Origin of the sequence: Acidovorax sp. Root402, assembly GCF_001425125.1 — a bacterium.
Lineage (GTDB): Bacteria > Pseudomonadota > Gammaproteobacteria > Burkholderiales > Burkholderiaceae_C > Acidovorax > Acidovorax delafieldii.
This window is the reverse complement of sequence record NZ_LMDQ01000013.1, coordinates 498,040-515,094: the sequence shown is the minus strand read 5'-3', so window position 1 is coordinate 515,094 and position 17,055 is coordinate 498,040. Positions and strand designations below refer to the sequence as shown.

The window sequence follows — 17,055 nt, the reverse complement described above, 5'->3', positions numbered from 1 at the left end:
CTTCGACTTCAGAATCCGGCGCCTGGGCATGCTGATTCGTTCAGCCCGTCCGCCACCATTCGAAGAAGAGGGATACCACCATGAAACGCTGGATCAAATGGACCGCAGGCAGCGCGCTGCTGCTGGGCGTGATCGTTGTCGCCACCGCCGCCAGCGGCCTGTACCTGGCCGAGCAAAAACGCAACCGCTACATCGACATCAAACCCCGCCCCGTGGCCTACACCACCGATGCGCAGACCATCGAACGTGGGCGCTATCTGTATGCATCGCGTGGCTGCACCGACTGCCATGGCGCACAAGGCACGGGCCGCGAGTTCGTCAACGATGGCAAGGGCACGCGCATCGTAGGGCCCAACATCACGCCGGCTGGCGTGGTGGCGCGCTACCAGCCCGAGGACTGGAACAGCGTGATCCGCCACGGCGTCAAGCCCAATGGCCGCCCGGTGCTGGTCATGCCCAGCGAGGACTACAACCGCTTCACCAACGAAGACCTGAACGCCCTGGCGTCGTATGTGCGCCAGTTCCCCCCCAAGGAGGGCACGCAGGCCGTGATCGATCTGCCGCACCCTGCCTGGGTGCTGTATGGGCTGGGTGCGATTCCCGACGCGGCCTCGCGCATTGACCACCAGCTGGCCCCCTCGCGGCCGACGGCTGCCGGAGTGACGCTGGCCAACGGCCAGTACGTGGCCAACATGTGCATCGGCTGCCATGGTGCCGACCTGTCTGGCGGCAAAATCCCCGGCGGCCCGCCTGACTGGCCTGCGGCGGCAGACATCCGCCCTGGCACACACAGTGCCGACAGCGCCCTGACACGCTACCCCAACGCCGCAAGCTTTGTGGCCATGCTGCGCACAGGCAAGCGGCCTGACGGCACACCCATCCAGGTGATGCCCTTCGAGTCGCTGGGTCAGTTGAGCGATGTGGATGCGCAGGCGCTGTACCTGTACCTGAACGCCCCCCCTGGCAGCGTGAAGCAGGACGTGGGCAGTGCAACGGCCGGCAGCCAAAAGAGCAGCGCCAACACCGTGCCCTCCGGGCCGGGCGGGCTCAAGCTGCCAGGTTGATCTGGGAGCCTGTGGACGACCCAGCAGGGGGATGCCCGCAGAAACTCAGACGAAAGAGCGGGCGACGGACCACGCACTCAAAAATCGCTGCCCTGCTGACCCGCCCCCTTTGGACCACCCGCTGTGGTGGCGGGTCAGCTGCCCGGGTGCTGATGTGCCTGGGGAGGCGAGACGGGCGCCTGGCTGTACGACCCCATGGGCCCACCGGGGCTGTTGGTAGGGCCGGTGGGCGCAGGCGACGGTGCGCGGCGCACCCGTGGCACCACGCTGAGCTGCACGGTATCCAGCACCGGGCCGGGAACCACATTCAGCGCCTTGCGCGGCAGGTCCACTAGTTGCTCGGCGTGCCACACGCGCACCTGTGCGGCGCCATCCGGCACGCTGGCAAATCGGGCAATGCCGTCGTTGTCGGTCTTGAGTGTCCAGGCCGAATCGGTCACAAACACGTGGCCGCGCATGGAGCCGTGCAGGTGGCAGCCCAGCAGCACCACGCCAGGGGTGTCGAGTTTGACGTCCGCAAAGTTGGCGGGCTTGCCGTCGGCCTTGCCGGCCAGGCGCAGCTCAAAATTGGAACCAGGCGCAGCAGGGGCCGCTGCAGCGGCTACGCCTGTAGGGTTGCCGCGCACATGGTGATCCCAGCGGTCCTGGTTGGTAAAACGCACGGTGGTGCCGGGCATCACCACGGTGACGGCAGGCACAAAACGCATGCGCTCCTGCTCAATGGTGGGGCTGGGCTGCAGCAGGCTGGGGGCCGCGCCCGCAGTGGCCCCGGGGTACACCACCACCACGGCGTCGGGCACCGGCTTGCCCTCGCGGTCCAGCACCTGGATTTGAACATTTCCGGCCCAAGCGCTAGTGAATATTGCGCTAGCAGCTATTAAAAATATAGCATTTTTCATTGTCTTACCGCTTGGTGATCACGTCACGGTGCATGGGCGCCAACAACGCCAGCAGGCGGTTTTGTTGAGCGAACGGTATGCCTTGGGCATCCATGGCGCTTTGCAGCACCTCCACCAGGGCGTTGAAGTGGCCCTTGTTGATGTCCATGTCGGCATGGGCCGATTTCATGTCAGCGCCTTCATATTTGCAAGGGCCCCCGCTCAACTGGCAAAACTGGTCGGTCAGGCTCTCCTTGAGGGCGGCTGGTTTGGTGTCCTTGAAGTGGCTGCCGATGCGTGGGTCCTTGACCACACGGTTCACAAAATCGTCCACCAGGCGGGTGATGCCAGGCTTTTCGCCCAGGGCCTGGTACAGGCCGGCAGGGGCTGCAGTGTTCGCCACCGGAGCCGCAGCGGTCTGCGCAAAGGCCGGGGCAGCCAGCAAGCCGCTCAGGGCGATGGCCAGGGCGATGAGGTTTTTGGAGTGGGTCATGAAAATCTCCTCAGAAAGCGACTTGGGCCGACAGGTAGTAGCCCGTCTGGCGGCGGTTTTGGGTGATGCCGGGCACGATGCGGCCCAGATCCACATAGGCCAACGTGAGCGACACGTTCTTGCTGGGCGCCCAGGCCACAAAGATGTCCTTCCAGTCGTCTTCGCGCAGCGCAGCACCCAGGCCGGCCGCAGCGCCCAGCGCCTGCAGGTTGTTGGGCTTGAAGCGGTATTCGGCGCCCACCGCCAGGTTCTTGTTGATCAGGTACGACACCGAGAACTCGGGCTGCAGGCTGCGGCTGTTCTTGCCGGGCGCGGCCGAGCCAAAGCCCAGCAGGCCGTTCTGGTTGGCGTTGGTGTAGCGCAGCGTGCCGTTGACCAGCACGCTTTGCGCCAGCAGCAGCTTGGTGGCGCTCACGTACACATCAGTGCCGCTGCTTTTGGTGCCCAGAAAGTCCAGCACCGACCTGATGGAGCCCGGGTGCACCTGCTTGTGCTCCAGCCCCACCGCAATCTGGGGCATCCAGCTGTCGCTGTTGAGCACCGCGTCGCCCGCCACCTTGAGCTTGATGCCGAGCACATCCATCTTGATGTGCTGGCCGGGTGTCACGCCAAACGGCGCAATGCCGTTGAGCGCGATCGCGGGCGAGGCATCAAAGTCCTGGCGCGCCAGCGACAGCTCCAGGCGGTCGTGCAGCCCCAGGGCCACGCCATAGCCGTTCAGGCTGTAGTCCTGGGTGGCCGCGCGGGTGGCATAGGCGCTGACACCCACCTCGCCCTCGGTGGCGTTGCTGCCAATCACTGCCCAGGGGGTCAGCCCGCCGCCCGCCGATCCGGCGATGGTGCTGACACCACCGGTGAGCAGCAGCTTGCCGGTATCAGCCTGGGCCGCACTGCAGGCCAGTGCAACGCCAGCCAGCACGGCGATGGAAAGGGGACTCTTCATGGGGCGCTCCTCGTGTTTGTAAATAATTGCTACGACAGCGTCATTACGCACACGGGCGGCGTCCAGATGTGAATCCAGAGCACCGCAAAGGGTCTTTAGCGCCTGATCAGGGTCTGGCCCCCACGACGGACTGGCCACCGTTCTCGTCAGCCAGCGAAGGCAAGGCGCTGCACGGTCCAGTACAGCGACAGCACCAGCAACGCGACGGAGCCCCCACGCACCACCACCGAGCGGTACCACGCCCTGCGCGCCAACGCCACCGAGACCGTGCACCACAGGGCGACCACCATCAGTTGGCCCACTTCGACCCCCAGGTTGAACCCCGCCAGGGCCCACAACAGCGAAGCACCCGCCACGCCAGCTTCAACCAGCACTCCGGAAAAACCCAGCCCGTGAACCAGCCCAAAGCCCAGAGCAAGCCAGCTACTGCGCAGGCCTTGGACGGGAACCAGGTTCAGCAACGCCGAGATGCCGATGCTGATGGCAATGGCGGGCTCCACCCAGTTGCCCGACACGGTGACCCAGCCCAGGCCTGCCAGTGCCAGCGTGATGGAATGGCCCACGGTGAAACAGGTCACCGTGAGCAGGAGCGCCTTGATCCCGGTGAAGCGGTCCCTGGCGCCGGAGGCCAGAGTTTCAGCGATCGGTGTTGTGCCGGACTCCGTGTGCAATGGCAGATCGCGGTGGCGGGGCTGCGGCCGCGCCAGGGAGATGGGCAGCAACAGTGCCAGCAAAAAGGCCAGGTGGTCGTAGCCAGACAGGATGTGGTGCACCCCCTCGGTCACAAAGTGCAGCAGCGTGGCCAACCCGCCGCGTGGGGCGCCGGGCTCTGTTGCGTCCGCACCTTGAGCCCCTTCCGCACCGTCTGCCCCCGCTTGTCCGGCGCGGCTGCCCGCGGAGCGCAGGTCGGTGCCGGAGCGCCCGTCAGGGGCCAGCACGGCTGCCAGCGTCTGGCCGCTCAACGCGCCGCCCACCAGCAGGCGGTGTGTGGGGTCGATGCCCTGCATCAGGCCGTAGCGCAGGGTGATCGCCTGGGCTGGCGCACAGGGCAGCGTGGCAGCCAGCCGCGCGTAACGCCCATCGGTGCGCTGCTCCAACGCTTCAAAGCGCCAGGCAGGCACCGTCGCCGTGCCGTCGCACTGCCACAACATGCCCTGGCCCACCCACTGGACGATGGCGGGCATGGACTGCCGCACCTCGCCCCATGTGAGCTGGCGGTCGCCATCGGCATCGAGCTGCTCCAGCGCGGCATCCACATCCTTCAAGGCCACCGACAGCACAAGGCCTATCGATGCGCCCGCCCCTGCAGTGCCCAGGGATGCCGGCGCATCCGCCACCCGCAGATAGGCGTCGCTGGCCTTGTGGGCCCAGGCGCTGGGCGCCAGTGCTGCGGCAGTCAACACGACAGCCACCATGGCCCGCAGGGAACGCCCGTGTGGGCGCAGGAGGCCCGTTAACCAGTGCATGCAGCGCATCATTGGGCTCCCCGGGTCTGCCAGCGCGCCAGGCGCAGGTCTTGCAGTCCTGCTTGCTGCAGGGCCTGCCGCACGGCCTGGTGGGCAGCAGCGTCGCCCGACTGCTCAGAGGTCTGCAGTGCAAGCCACCAGTCGAGTGGCTCTTTTTGCAGGGCAAGGTTGGTGCGGGCCGCCTTCCATGCGGCGGCGGGTTGCCCCTGCAACCACAGCGCCAGCAAGGCACGCTCCCGGGCGTGGGCGTCCAGCCCCTCACCGCGCGCCGCGATGGCGGCAAAACGCGCTGCCAGGTCGCGCACCAGGGGCTGCCACGCGGCGTCCCCCATCAGCCGCAGGGCCTGCGCGCGCCGCAGCAGCACGGAGTCGCTGTCGGGCTGGTGCCTGAGCACCTCCAGTGCGGCGCTCGCACGATTGCGGCGCAACAGCTGGTCGGCATAGGCCAGCGCGGTGTAGCCGTCGGGGGCATCGGCCAGGCTGCGGCGGTAGGCCGCGTCGGCAGCGTCATCGCGCCCTGCGCGCTCTTCGCTCTCGGCCAGCAGCGACCCGATCCAGGCCCGCTGGGCAGCATCCCCCGCAACCTGCTGTCGCAGTGCGGTGAAGCCATTGCGCGCGGCATCGTGCTGGCCTTGCAGTGAACGGGTTTCAAGCAGGCAGGCGGTGGCATACAGCGCAGCACCGTGGCGGGCTACGTTGCGGCAGGCGGCCTCGGCGGCCTGATAGCGCGCGGCCACACGCTCCAGCGTGGCCAGCGTGAGCCAGCCCTGCACCTGTGCGGGGTTGGTTTGCAAGGCGCGCTCCAGCGTGGCGCGCGCTGCTGAAAATTCATGGCGCCCTTGCTCTACGGTGGCCTGCAACACCAGCAGATCGGCCGGGGCATCCGCCTGGCCCCACCAGCGAGCCAGGGCCGCCTGTGCCCGGCCCAGGTAACGCGGGTCCGCCGTCTCGCGTGACAGCGTGATCCAGCGCCGGGCCGTGGTGGCGGCGGCCTGGGGCGTGGCGGGGGCTGCGCTCACACGCTCGGGCAGACGCTCGACCACATCGGCATTGAGGCCGGGTGGCAAGTCCTGCGGCAAGGCCGCCAGGGCCGTGCCCGCCCAGAGCACCAGGCACAAGGCCACGCACACACAGTGATGAGGTTTCTTCATGGGCTCGTGACAACAGCGGATATCGAAAGAGACACATCACCCACGCACGCCCTGGCCACACCCCTTCAGGGCGCAGCCAGGACATCGCGCGAGGGTCAGAGCCGCGAATCGGGCTCTTCAGCCTCGGTGCTGGACAGCACCAGCTGGTCCACCGCCTGAGGCTCGGTGGTGTCCGATGCGCCGCTGGCCACAATGGGCTGCACATACTCGAACGCGTTCACCATCACCGGGCCCCCATTGCCAGGGTCTGCCGTGTTGTCGCCGCTACCGCCCCCGCCGCAACCGGTGATGGCCAATGCCGCCACCGAAGTAAGGGCCAGGTGCTGAATCCGAAGGTTCTTTTGCATGGTGTGGCTCCTTCGGATCAGAAGTTCTTGGCACCGGGCAGCGGTGGGTTCACATACGGAAACGCCGTACGGTAGTCCGTCGCCTTCGTGCGCGAGCCGTCCACAAACGCTACCCCTCCTGCCGGGGCATCACCCGGCTTGCAGCCCACCTTGAGCGTGTCCGTGGCACCCGTCACCGTGCACAGCGCACCCATGGCCACGCGCAGCGATACGTCCACCACGTCGTCGCCCAAGCGGCGGCCGTTCGGGAAGCCGGCCGCGTCCCCTGCCACCACTCCCAGCGAGTTCTGCGCAGCCGCAGCCGTGGCGGCAATGCCGGTGTTCAAGCGCAGCATTTCGGCCAGGGGGCCGCCTGCACCCAGGCCGGTGATGTTGCCAGGGCGATTGACGGTGGGCAGCCCCGTGAGGAAGGCCGTCATCAGGTCGGTGCGCGGGAAGTTCGTGGGTGCCTTGGCGCCAAACAGCGTCTCGACCAGCGCGGGCAGCGTGGGATGCGTTACGTAGTCCGCAAAGTTGGCCGCATCATCCTTGGGCTTGGACGCGTTGAACTTGTCCTTGTCCTTGAGGCCAATCACCACCTCGTTGACCAGCGGCATGCCCAGGCGCGAGACCTGCGTCCATGCGCCACCGGCCTTCTCGCTGGCCTGCAGGCCCGAGTCTGGCTTGCCATTGAGCAAGCGGGCCTGGCGCAGGCTGGCAGTGGTCCAGCCGCCAATGACCTTCTCGCCCGATGCCGCCGTGAGGCAGTTGGTGGGCACTTCCACCGCGAGCGACGTCACGTTCTTGTTGGCAATCTGGCCCGCGCCGAAGGCCGCAGCATTCGACTCGCTGGTGATGACGGCGGCAGGTGCATTCACCAGATCAAAGATGGTGCCCAGCGACACCGGGAACGGATCCTGCCGCTGGCCCACAAACACCTTGCCGGGGGTGGCGCAGCCGGGGATGTTGATGCCATACACATACTTGCCGGCATAGGCGTCGTAGGCAGCCGCATTGCCCAGCGATTTTTCACCGATGTAGTCGATGGGCTTGGTGAAGGTGGTACCCCCACCGGCCATGGTGATCTGCTCGCGCTTGCCGGTACGGCGGTCACCGCGCACGATGAACATCTCGTACTCTTCGCGGTAGGCCAGCGGGTCGCCCGCTGCGCCGCTGATGCCACCGGCGTTGCGCAGCGGAATGGCCACCTTCTTGCGGGCACCGTCAGGGCCGATATCGAGCGTGATGCCGTTGCCACCATTGTTCAGCGTGTTCTTGAAGCGGAACTGAAAGGTGATGTCCTCCGCTGCGTCGCCGTTGTTGTCGATGTGGATCTCGTACAGCGCATTCGAGTCCAGGCTAAAGTAGTTGGGGCCGCCATAGGCATCCTGCAGCGGCAGGTAGTTGGCGATCATGGTGACAAAACCCGCTCGACCCGGTTCGTAGCTGTTGAACAGGTAGAAGTCACTGCCGTCAACCTTGGGCTGGGTCGTGATGAACGGCGCCTCGCGGTGGCTGGACGCCAGACTGACGCCCGCTGCGCTGGCAGCCAGAACAGCCAGCACGGCCAGACTGATTTTTTTCAATGGCATGGGGATCTCCTCGTAGGTGGATGGTGGGGTGCCAAGCACCCCACCTTGAATACGACGAAGAGAAACCCGTGGATTCAACGGTGGCGACTATTCTTTTCTTTTGCCACCGGTTCTTCCAGACCTGTAAGCAACTGCCTGGAACCCGGGTGTCAGGTGGCCTTGCGGATCAGAGCGCCCTTGAACAGCACCGGCCCGGTCGGGCCTGTGGCGCTGGGCACACCCCCCTTGGGCTCCAGACTGATGGCCAGCGTGGGGACTTCTTTCACATCGCCCTCCTGGGCCACCAGCTTGAGCAGCTTGTCCTGTCCCAGCACGCCCAATGAGCGCGGGCCGCCAGCGGGCGGCAGCGCCCACAGTTGCAAGGACTTGTCCGCACCCTCCTGGAAACCGCCCACGCGCTGCAGCACGAGCTGGTTGTTCTTGGGGTCGAACGTCACCAGCATCGACGCGTCGGCCTTGTCATCGGCCAGCACCGCCACGTACTGGATCTGGGGTGTGGCTTGCAGTTGTTGCTGCAGTGCGGCGATCTGCGCGCCCGTGGTGGCACGCAGGCCTCCATTGACCTGCACGCCCACCACCACAGCCGCCAGCGTGGCGATGGCGCCCGCAGCCGCCGCACCGCGCCACACCAGCAGGTTGCGCCACCAGCCGCTGGGGGCCTCTGCGGCCTGGTGCACACGGGCAGCCTGCATGGCGGACGCAGCCCGGTCGGCCTGCACCAGGTTGTCGATGCGCGTCCACACGGCGGGCGCGGGGTGGATGGCGGGCTGCAGCTCGGTCAGGCCGGACCAGCGGGTCTGCCAGACCAGCGCGGCAGCGCGCACGGTGGCGTGTTCGCGGGCCAGGCTTTCAAATCGGCGGCGGGCGCCGCCACGCAGTGTGCCCAGGGCGTAGCTGGCAGCCAGGCGGTCGAGCAGTTCGGGGTGTCGGGTAATGTTCATGGCAACCTCACGCAAAACGCGCCATGCAGGTGCGCAGCTGTTCCAGGCCCCGGCGGATCCAGGTCTTGACGGTGCCAAGCGGCAGCTTGAGTTGCTCGGCCAGCTCGCCGTGGCTCTGGTCGCGCAGGTAGGCCAGGCTCACTACCTCGCGCTGCTTGTGATCGAGCTTTCCCAGACAGTGGTGCAGCGCAAAGGCCTGCTCGCTGGCATCGGCGGCGTCCATAGGGTTGGGCATGTCGCCCTCCAGCGTCTGCGCCATCTCGTCATCCAGCTCGTTCATCAGATCGGACCTGTCGGTGGTGCGCTTGCGCAGGGCATCCAGCGCCCGGCTGCGCACGATCAAACCCATCCAGGCCATGGGCGGACTCAGCGATGCGCGGTAGTTGCCCGCGCCGCGCCAGATGGTCAAAAACGCCTCCTGCAGCACATCCTCCGCCGCGTCGCGGTTGCGGACGATGCGCAGGGCCAGGCCAAAAAGCTGCGACGCGGTGCGCTCGTACAGCTTTTTCAGCGCGGAGTCGTCCTGCGCGGCGATGCGGTCTAGGAGGTCCATCAGTTCACTGTCTGGGTGGAGGGTGCTCATGCGCCCATTCTCGGGGATTGGTTGGGTGGGAGGTGCCTGCGGGGCTTTGCTGTGTGTGAATACGCCACTGCGGGCACTTTGGATGCGGCCGGGCACAAAAACAGGGCCCTGGCTCGGCAAATTGGTGTAGTCGGGGTATCGGGCACCCCAACCGCAACGGGCATGAATCCAGGCGGCGGGATCGTCCGTACTGCAAGAGTCACCTCTGCCCACAACGCTCGCGCTTTCCACCCCATGCTCCCCGCCATGCCTCTGCCTCGCCCACTGTTCCCTGTTCATTGGGTTGCCGTTGCGGCCACCTTGGTGTGGGGGGCCCACAGCCCCGTTGCGGCCCAGTCGGTGGAGCGTGGCGCTGCGCTGTACGCGGCGCATTGCAGCAGCTGCCACAGCCCGGACCAGCATGGAGACGGCCCGGCGCACCGGGGCGTGGTGGGGCGCCGCGCGGGCGCACTGAAGGATTTTGACTACTCGCCCGCGCTGCGCGCAAGCAAGCTGCTGTGGACGCGTGCCACGCTCAAGGCCTGGCTGACCGACCCCGAGGCGCTGATCCCCGGCCAGGGCATGGACTACCAGCTCGACGACGCACAGGGCCGCGAGGACGTGGTGGCCTACCTGGCCACACTCAAACGTCTGCCGGCGCCGACGACGGCCGCGCGGTGAAGGGCTTTCAGCCGCTCAGGCCGTGGGAAAGGTACCGGGCAGCAGGATCGACGAATCAACGTTGTTGATGTTGGTATGGCCACAGAACGCCATGGTGATGTCCAGCTCTTTCTGGATGATCTGCAGCGCACGCGTCACGCCCGCCTCGCCGTAGGCCCCCAGGCCATACAAGAAGCTGCGGCCGATCAGCGTGCCCTGCGCGCCCAAAGCGCGGGCCTTGAGCACGTCCTGCCCGCTGCGGATGCCGCCGTCCATCCACACCTCGATGTTCTTGCCGGCTGCTGCGGCAATGCCTGGCAGTGCGGCAATGGAGGATGGCGCGCCGTCGAGCTGGCGCCCGCCGTGGTTGCTGACGATCAGTGCGTCGGCACCGCTGTTGACGGCCAGGCGCGCATCTTCGGCGTCCATGATGCCTTTGAGGATCAGCTTGCCGCCCCAGCGCTTCTTGATCCACTCCACATCACCCCAGTTGAGCTGCGGGTCGAACTGTTCGGCCGTCCACGACGACAGCGACGACAGGTCGCCCACACCCTTGGCGTGGCCCACGATGTTGCCGAAGCTTCGGCGTTTTGTGCCCAGCATGCCCATGCACCAGCGCGGCTTGGTGGCCAGGTTGATGAGGTTGGCGATGGTGGGCTTGGGCGGGGCCGAGAGGCCGTTCTTGATGTCCTTGTGGCGCTGACCCAGGATCTGCAGATCGAGCGTGAGCTGCAGCGCCGAGCAGTTGGCCGCCTTGGCGCGGTCGATCAGGCGTTCGATGAAGTCGCGGTCCCGCATCACATACACCTGGAACCAGAACGGGTGGCGGCCCGTGTGTTCGGCCACGTCTTCGATGGAGCAGATGCTCATGGTCGAGAGGGTGAACGGGATGCCAAACGCCTTGGCCGCCTTGGCCCCCAGGATCTCGCCGTCGGCATGTTGCATGCCGGTGAGGCCGGTGGGTGCAATGGCCACGGGCATGGCTACGTCCTGGCCCACCATGGTGGTGCGGGTCGTGCGGCCTTCCATGTTCACGGCCACGCGCTGGCGCAGCTTGATGCGCTGGAAGTCGCTCTCGTTGGCGCGGTAGGTGCCCTCGGTGTACGAGCCCGAATCGGCGTAGTCATAGAACATGCGCGGCACGCGGCGCTCGGCAATGACACGCAGGTCTTCGATGCAGGTGATTTTGGACAGATTGGGCACGCAGGCTCTCCAGGATGGGGAATGCGCCGAATGGTAGGCGGTGGCGCGGGGGGCAGCCATCAAAATTTTTTCGACGGCTTGCAACAAATTTCCAGCGACGGACAGTGCCATGCCACCCGGACGCCCGGCTTCAGCAGGTGGACTACTGGGCCGCGGCCACTTGAGAGGGCTCGGGCAACACCACCTCGGGATCGGCATCCGGGCCCTGGTACAGCATGAAGCGCATGCGCCCGCCGCGTTTGGCCGCATACATGGCGCCGTCAGCATGGCGCGACAGCTCATCGAACGTGCTGCCGTGCTGCGGGAACAGCGCAATGCCGCCGCTCACGCCCACCCGCACCGGCTGCCCAGCCAGATCAAACGCTGCGTCACAGGCCGCCAGGATCTTGCGCGCCACCAGGCAGGCGGGCTCCACCCCATCCAGCCCCGGCAGCAGCACCACAAACTCATCGCCCCCCTGCCGGCACACCGTGTCGGACGCACGCACCGCTGCCTGCAGGCGCTGGGCAAACTGCACCAGCAGGACATCGCCCACATCGTGGCCCAGGCGGTCGTTGACTTCCTTGAAGCCATCGAGGTCCAGATACATCACCGCCAGAGACTTGCCGTCACGCCGCGCCTGGGCCATGGCCAGATGGGCGCGGTCCTGCAGCAGCACGCGGTTGGGCAGGTCGGTGAGCGCGTCATATTGCGCGAGGTGGGACATGCGCTCGGCCATGGCCACGGCCTCGGTCACATCGCGCAGCACCGCCACCGCGCCCGTCACCGCGCCATGGCGGTCGGTGATGGCACTGGCCGTCTCCTCCACCTGGAAGCGCTGGCCGCTGGTGCGGTGTACCAGCACGCCCCGCACGGGCTCTGTGGCCGCGCCTTGCTGAATCGCGGTGCGCAAGGTGTTGGGCAAGGGCTCGTCGTTGTCGGGGCAACGCAGGCTGACCACTTCGTCTGCGTTATGCCCGGCCGCATCAAACGCCTGCCAGCCCGTGAGGCGCTCGGCCACGGGGTTGAGGTAGGTCACCATGCCTTTGGCGTCCGAGCAGACCACGGCATCGCCGATGGATTGCAGGGTGAGGCGCACGCGCTCTTTCTCGTCGAACAGCTCGTTCTCCATGCGCTTGCGCTCGGTGATGTCCGTCACTTGCACAAAGAGCCCGGTGACCACGCCGCGCGCATCGGTGTCAGGCAGGTACGAGACGATGCTGTGACGCGGCTGACCCCGTGCGTCCTCGTCCGTCCGCTCAAAGCGCTGTGGCATTCCTGCCAACGCCAAGTCGTAATTGGGCTTGCTGGCCGCGTAGCGGGCCTCGCTGAGCAGCTCGCTGATATGGCGGTCCCGCACCGGTGCCGGGTAGGTGCCGAACTCCTCCAGCGCCGCACGGTTGGCAAAGCGGTTGTGCATGCTGGCATCCCAGTAGGCAATCATCGAGGGCACGTTGTCGAGCGTCGTGCGCAGGTCGTGTTCGGCCTCGGCCAGGCGCGCGGACACCTGCTGGCGCAGCAGGAGCTCGCGCACAAACATCAGGGCCAGCCCCAGGCTTCCCAGCATCAGCAGCACGGCGAAGCCCCCCAACACCCAGGCACTGCTGCTCCACTTGGCCAGGATGGTCTCTGTGGACTGCGCCACGTTCAGGATCAGCGGGTAGTTGCCCACAGGCCGGAAGGAGTAGAGGCGCTCCACGCCGTCGAGCGCCGCCTTGCCCACAAAAGAACCCGTGCCCTCCTTCTGAAAGCGCAGCAGGTTGGGGGAGCCGGCAATCGTTTTGCCCACATCCGAATCACCGTACGGGAAGCGGGAGATCACCACCCCGTCCTGACGGAACATGTTGATACCGCTGTTCGGGCCCAGGTCCAGCGAGCCGAACAGTTCGTTGAAGTAGCTCAGGCGGATGGCGCCGACCACTACCCCGGCAAAGCTGCCGTCTGCGTTGTAGTAGCCCCGCGAGATGGGCAGGATGTTCAGGCCCGTCACCCGCGAAGGCACAGGCTTGCCGAAGAACAGCCCCTGTTCGCCCCGATCGCGGAAAGCCAGAAAGTAGTCGCGGTCGGCAAAGTTGACCCGGCGGGGGGCATTGGAGCCCGAGTCCAGGATGACATTGCCTTGCGCGTCCAGCACCAGCACATCACCCGCGCCGCGCGCGCGCAGCGAGTTGTCAAACACCACCCGCGAGCGCAGGTCGGGGGGCAACGCCCACACCTCCGGGCGCGACACCTCGCGGGCCACGCCCTCCAGGGATTTATCGAACGAGTCCAGCGACCAGGCCAGGCCCTGCTCCAGGGTGCGGGCCAGGTTGGCGTTGGTTTGCACCGCGTAGCTCCACTCGTCGTTGCGAATGGTCCAGATGGTGCGGGCGAACAATGCCCCGATACCCAAAGCCACCAGCAAAGCCAGCCAGATCAGGCGGTGAGAGAAAAACTGGCGAAGCGAGGGCATAGAGATAGTTTGTAACTATTTTAAACAGTCGCCTGAACCGGGACTTGGCCCGAATTCACACCGTATTCCTCGGATTTGTCAGCGTCAATGCGCACCTGCCCGGGGGGGCGCCGCCACCACACCGGCACCACGCACCTCCAGCCGGACTTCGTCCAGCACCTTGCCCTGGGCATCGGTGATCTGCACGACATGCCGCCCAGGCCACGGCATCCAGGCCACCCGAGGCCCCCGGCCCAGGGTTTTGCCGTCCAGCCGCCACTGCACGGCATCGCCGGTGGCGGTGAACTGCAGGCGCTGGCGCATCGGCGGGATGTCCGGGTCCAGCGCGATCACCGTGCCGGACGCCGGGGCGGTGATGCGGGCAGAGGCACCGGCAGGAAGCGCCATAGGGGTCGAGGCAGCGTTTTTGGAGACTTTTTGGCCAGATGCGCTAGTGGAATATGGCTCGGAAGCTATTGAATCAATAGCAAACAAAGACTGCTGTGTGCCAGGCACAAACCATTCGTCGCGCGCAGCCTCCAGCGGCTGGAGCACGCCTGCAGAGGGCGGCTGGCCCGGACCAAACCGCACAGCCGCCCTGACCAGACCCCCAGGGGCCTTGGGGGCCCGGCTGGGCTCGCGGGCGTGCAGAAAGCCCATCACCGCTGCCCAGATGGGCGCCGCACCACTGGTGCCGCTGACCTCGTGCATGGCCGCGCCACTGGCATTGCCTACCCACACACCCACCGTGTAGCGCTCGGACCAGCCCACCGCCCAGTTGTCGCGCATGTCCTTGCTGGTGCCGGTTTTCACCGCCGTCCAGAAACGGGTGGCCAACACGCTGTCGGTGCCGAAGGTGCGGGCGCGTGCATTGCCGTCGGACAGGATGTCACCCACGATGTAGGCAGCGCGTGGGTCGATGGCCGGGGCCGCGGCGCTCACCCGCCCGCCATTGGCGAGCGTGACTGCAACAGGACTCGCCCGCCCGCCGTTGGCGAGCGTGCGATAGGCATTGGTCAGGTGCAGCAGCGGTACCTCGGGGCTGCCCAGTGCCAGGCTGTAGCCAAAGTAGTCGCCACTTTCACGCAGCGGCAATCCCATGGCCCCGAGCTGCCGGTGGAACGCATCGGGCGTGACCATGACCAGCGTGCGCACGGCGGGCACGTTGAGCGACGCCGCCAGTGCCGTGCGCACCGACACCCAGCCCTTGAACTGGCGGTCGTAGTTTTGCGGAATGTAGAGCCCGCCCGCCGTGGTGATCTGCGCGGGCGAGTCCTCCACCAGCGAGGCCGCCGTGAGCCGCCGCTCTGCAATCGCCTGGGCGTACAAGAACGGCTTGAGCGTGGAGCCCGGCTGGCGCAGCGCCAGCACCCCATCGACCTCGCTGGCCTGGCTGAGCTGGCCGGATGACCCCACCCAGGCCAGCACCGCGCCCGTGGCGTTGTCCAGCACCAGTACCGCGCCGTCTTCCACATGGCGCCCGCGCAACTCGCGCAGGTGCTGCTGCAGGCTCTGCATCGCAAAACGCTGCAACGGCGCGCGCAGGGTGGTGGCCACCCGCTCGGGCACAGCGCTGTCCTTGTCCCGCTGGCGCAGAAGGTAGCGTGCAAAGTGCGGCGCCACACCCTCGCTGGCATCAAAAGCGCGGCGTTGTAATGCGGCCGTGGTGAACAGATCCAGCGCATCGCAGTCCACGCGCACCGCCGGTGCAGCGGGCGAGGCGGGGGTGGAGGGGCGTTGCTGCATGTCGCGCAGCACGCCGCAGGCACGCTGTGCCACCAGCGCAGGCCTTGCGTTGGGTGCGCGCACCAGGGCCGCTGCCACCGCGGCTTCGCGGTCGTCCAGGCCGTGGGCCGCCTTGTCAAACAGAGTGCGGCTCAGGGCATCGATGCCCACCAGCTCGCTGCGAAACGGCACCAGGTTGAGGTACGCCTCCAGGATCTGGTCCTTGCGCCAGCGCCGGTCCAATACCTGGGCGGCCACGGTCTGGCCGACCTTCTGCACCACCGTGCGCCCCCCGGGGCCCTGGCGCCAGTCCCCGTCCAGCAGGCCCGCGAGCTGCATGGTGATGGTGCTGGCCCCGCGTGTGCGCTGGTTCCACAGGTTGCCCCAGGCGGCGGCCGACGCAGCACGCCAGTCCACGCCGCTGTGTTCAAAAAAGCGCTTGTCCTCGCTCAGCACCAGCGCCTGGCGCAACGCGGGCGACACATCGGCCAGTGGCACCCACTGGCCACGCCGCACGGTGGCGTCGGTGCGCAAGCGCTGCAGCACCTCGCCTTCGCGCGAGAGGATCAGGGTGTCCGAGGGCTTGAAGTCCGCGCGCACCTCGTCAAACGTGGGAATGGCCCAGGCGCCCGAGGCGCAGGCCGCCAGCACCAGAGTGGTGGCCTGCGTGCGCATGCGCAAGGTGGGGAAGGAAGCGAAAGGAAGGAACACAAACACACAGAAATGAAAGCACTATCAGCGCGCTGCGCGCAGGCGCACGGCGTCGCACCAGCGCTGCGCCACGCCCGGCACGGTGACACACACCGCGTCGTGCGTGGCGGTGGTCACAGCGCGCTCCAGCAGCTGGATGTCGGCCTCGTGCTGGCGCGCCACATGCGGGTCCTCAAAAAAAACGGCGCGGTGGCAACGACGCTCCAGCACCAGGTCGGCAATCTGCGCATCGCCACCCAGCGGCCCGCTGTTAAAACGCTGCACCCAGGGCTGCCCTTCGGGCCAGCCCTTGCTCCACGCCAGGGCGTTCAGTCGCTGGCCCGTGGTGCCGGTGGCCACCCGATGGCGAAACTGCGACAGCACATCAAAGTTGCGATCCGCAAAGTCGAGCATGGCCTGCTTGCACGCGTCGTGCGCAATCAGGGCCAGCGTCTGGGGGCCATGGTCATGAAACCGGTCGGCCTGCGGATCGGGCGGCAACCCGGCGTGGATGCGCTCCATCTCGATCCAGTCGCGCGCGCTGGCCACGGTGGAGAGAAACGGCTTGCCGTGGATCACACACTGCCGCTTGAGGGCCAGCGCCTCGGGGAAGATGGAAGAAGGGTCCACGGGGTCGGTGAGGTAGATCGCGCCATCGAGCGTGCGCCCTTCCCCCATGCCCACCACCTCTGCCACCACTTTCATCAGTCCACCGTCGCGCCCGTAGGGATAGCGCACCAGCGGCCGGTACCCCTGCAGCATGCCCGCAGCGACGATGGCATCGTGCGTGCGGCCCACGGCGTGCAGCCCCAGCTGCAGTTCCCGGATGCCCGCCTCGCAGGCGCGCAGCCAGGCAAAGAGCGCCGCATCTTCGGTGTGGTGGTGCAAGCGGTTGGCAGCGAGACCCAGGATCATGGTGGGTTGACTTTCTGAAAACGAAGGGATCTGAAC

The 17,055-nt window shown here is 66.8% G+C and carries 15 protein-coding genes; 2 read left to right on the top strand and 13 right to left on the bottom strand.

What is annotated here, in order from left to right; translation table 11 throughout:
- The first annotated feature begins 80 nt into the window (after positions 1–80).
- Positions 81–1,064, top strand: a complete 984-nt coding sequence (locus ASC83_RS09715) for a c-type cytochrome (protein ID WP_056061245.1) — start codon at positions 81–83, stop codon at positions 1,062–1,064.
- 134 nt (positions 1,065–1,198) lie between these two features.
- On the opposite strand, the gene ASC83_RS09710 is transcribed toward ASC83_RS09715, so the two are convergent.
- The 9 genes from ASC83_RS09710 to ASC83_RS09670 all read right to left on the bottom strand — a co-directional run bounded on the left by ASC83_RS09710 (position 1,199) and on the right by ASC83_RS09670 (position 9,437).
- Complete coding sequence (locus tag ASC83_RS09710) at positions 1,199–1,888, bottom strand: hypothetical protein (protein ID WP_056061242.1); 690 nt, start codon at positions 1,886–1,888, stop codon at positions 1,199–1,201.
- A gap of 79 nt (positions 1,889–1,967) precedes the next feature.
- Positions 1,968–2,435: a group 1 truncated hemoglobin gene (locus tag ASC83_RS09705; RefSeq protein ID WP_056061238.1), complete on the bottom strand. Its 468-nt coding sequence runs from the start codon at positions 2,433–2,435 to the stop codon at positions 1,968–1,970.
- Between the two features lie 10 nt (positions 2,436–2,445).
- Entirely contained in the window at positions 2,446–3,378 is a 933-nt protein-coding gene (locus ASC83_RS09700) for a DUF3034 family protein (protein ID WP_056061235.1), read from the bottom strand.
- Between the two features lie 146 nt (positions 3,379–3,524).
- Positions 3,525–4,781 (bottom strand): HupE/UreJ family protein, encoded by a 1,257-nt coding sequence (locus ASC83_RS09695; protein WP_235509348.1) that lies wholly within the window; start codon positions 4,779–4,781, stop codon positions 3,525–3,527.
- A 71-nt stretch (positions 4,782–4,852) separates the two neighbouring features.
- The gene (locus ASC83_RS09690) at positions 4,853–5,995 is read right to left on the bottom strand and encodes a hypothetical protein (protein ID WP_156379466.1); all 1,143 of its coding nucleotides are present in this window, start codon (positions 5,993–5,995) and stop codon (positions 4,853–4,855) included.
- A gap of 95 nt (positions 5,996–6,090) precedes the next feature.
- Positions 6,091–6,342, bottom strand: a complete 252-nt coding sequence (locus tag ASC83_RS09685; protein WP_056061227.1) for a hypothetical protein — start codon at positions 6,340–6,342, stop codon at positions 6,091–6,093.
- Between the two features lie 17 nt (positions 6,343–6,359).
- Positions 6,360–7,913 (bottom strand): DUF4331 domain-containing protein, encoded by a 1,554-nt coding sequence (locus tag ASC83_RS09680; RefSeq protein ID WP_056061224.1) that lies wholly within the window; start codon positions 7,911–7,913, stop codon positions 6,360–6,362.
- Between the two features lie 149 nt (positions 7,914–8,062).
- Positions 8,063–8,854: an anti-sigma factor domain-containing protein gene (locus ASC83_RS09675; protein ID WP_056061220.1), complete on the bottom strand. Its 792-nt coding sequence runs from the start codon at positions 8,852–8,854 to the stop codon at positions 8,063–8,065.
- Between the two features lie 7 nt (positions 8,855–8,861).
- The gene (locus ASC83_RS09670) at positions 8,862–9,437 is read right to left on the bottom strand and encodes an RNA polymerase sigma factor (RefSeq protein ID WP_056061217.1); all 576 of its coding nucleotides are present in this window, start codon (positions 9,435–9,437) and stop codon (positions 8,862–8,864) included.
- Between the two features lie 246 nt (positions 9,438–9,683).
- On the opposite strand from ASC83_RS09670, the gene ASC83_RS09665 reads away from it, so the two are divergent.
- Positions 9,684–10,097 (top strand): cytochrome c family protein, encoded by a 414-nt coding sequence (locus tag ASC83_RS09665; RefSeq protein WP_056062123.1) that lies wholly within the window; start codon positions 9,684–9,686, stop codon positions 10,095–10,097.
- A 15-nt stretch (positions 10,098–10,112) separates the two neighbouring features.
- On the opposite strand, the gene ASC83_RS09660 is transcribed toward ASC83_RS09665, so the two are convergent.
- The 4 genes from ASC83_RS09660 to ASC83_RS09645 all read right to left on the bottom strand — a co-directional run bounded on the left by ASC83_RS09660 (position 10,113) and on the right by ASC83_RS09645 (position 17,019).
- On the bottom strand, positions 10,113–11,279 hold the full coding sequence (locus ASC83_RS09660; protein WP_056061214.1) for an alpha-hydroxy acid oxidase: 1,167 nt from the start codon (positions 11,277–11,279) through the stop codon (positions 10,113–10,115).
- Between the two features lie 142 nt (positions 11,280–11,421).
- Positions 11,422–13,710 carry a diguanylate cyclase domain-containing protein gene (locus ASC83_RS09655; RefSeq protein ID WP_056061211.1) on the bottom strand — a complete coding sequence of 763 codons (2,289 nt, stop codon included), beginning with the start codon at positions 13,708–13,710 and terminating at the stop codon, positions 11,422–11,424.
- Positions 13,711–13,794: 84 nt separating this feature from the next.
- A complete protein-coding gene (pbpC, locus tag ASC83_RS09650) occupies positions 13,795–16,089 on the bottom strand; it encodes a penicillin-binding protein 1C (RefSeq protein WP_056061208.1) in 2,295 nt (764 codons plus the stop codon).
- Positions 16,090–16,149: 60 nt separating this feature from the next.
- Positions 16,150–17,019, bottom strand: coding sequence for a methylglyoxal synthase (locus tag ASC83_RS09645; RefSeq protein ID WP_056061207.1), 870 nt, complete (start codon positions 17,017–17,019; stop codon positions 16,150–16,152).
- Between the last annotated feature and the right edge of the window lie 36 nt (positions 17,020–17,055).

Excerpts from the sequence above, each read along its gene's own strand:
- ASC83_RS09700 (WP_056061235.1), bottom strand. The coding sequence starts at position 3,378 with ATGAAGAGTCCCCTTTCCATCGCCGTGCTGGCTGGCGTTGCACTGGCC.
- ASC83_RS09675 (WP_056061220.1), bottom strand. The coding sequence starts at position 8,854 with ATGAACATTACCCGACACCCCGAACTGCTCGACCGCCTGGCTGCCAGC.
- ASC83_RS09645 (WP_056061207.1), bottom strand. The coding sequence starts at position 17,019 with ATGATCCTGGGTCTCGCTGCCAACCGCTTGCACCACCACACCGAAGAT.
- ASC83_RS09655 (WP_056061211.1), bottom strand. The coding sequence starts at position 13,710 with ATGCCCTCGCTTCGCCAGTTTTTCTCTCACCGCCTGATCTGGCTGGCT.
- ASC83_RS09715 (WP_056061245.1), top strand. The coding sequence starts at position 81 with ATGAAACGCTGGATCAAATGGACCGCAGGCAGCGCGCTGCTGCTGGGC.
- ASC83_RS09670 (WP_056061217.1), bottom strand. The coding sequence starts at position 9,437 with ATGAGCACCCTCCACCCAGACAGTGAACTGATGGACCTCCTAGACCGC.
- pbpC (WP_056061208.1), bottom strand. The coding sequence starts at position 16,089 with ATGCGCACGCAGGCCACCACTCTGGTGCTGGCGGCCTGCGCCTCGGGC.
- ASC83_RS09690 (WP_156379466.1), bottom strand. The coding sequence starts at position 5,995 with ATGAAGAAACCTCATCACTGTGTGTGCGTGGCCTTGTGCCTGGTGCTC.
- ASC83_RS09685 (WP_056061227.1), bottom strand. The coding sequence starts at position 6,342 with ATGCAAAAGAACCTTCGGATTCAGCACCTGGCCCTTACTTCGGTGGCG.
- ASC83_RS09680 (WP_056061224.1), bottom strand. The coding sequence starts at position 7,913 with ATGCCATTGAAAAAAATCAGTCTGGCCGTGCTGGCTGTTCTGGCTGCC.
- ASC83_RS09705 (WP_056061238.1), bottom strand. The coding sequence starts at position 2,435 with ATGACCCACTCCAAAAACCTCATCGCCCTGGCCATCGCCCTGAGCGGC.
- ASC83_RS09665 (WP_056062123.1), top strand. The coding sequence starts at position 9,684 with ATGCCTCTGCCTCGCCCACTGTTCCCTGTTCATTGGGTTGCCGTTGCG.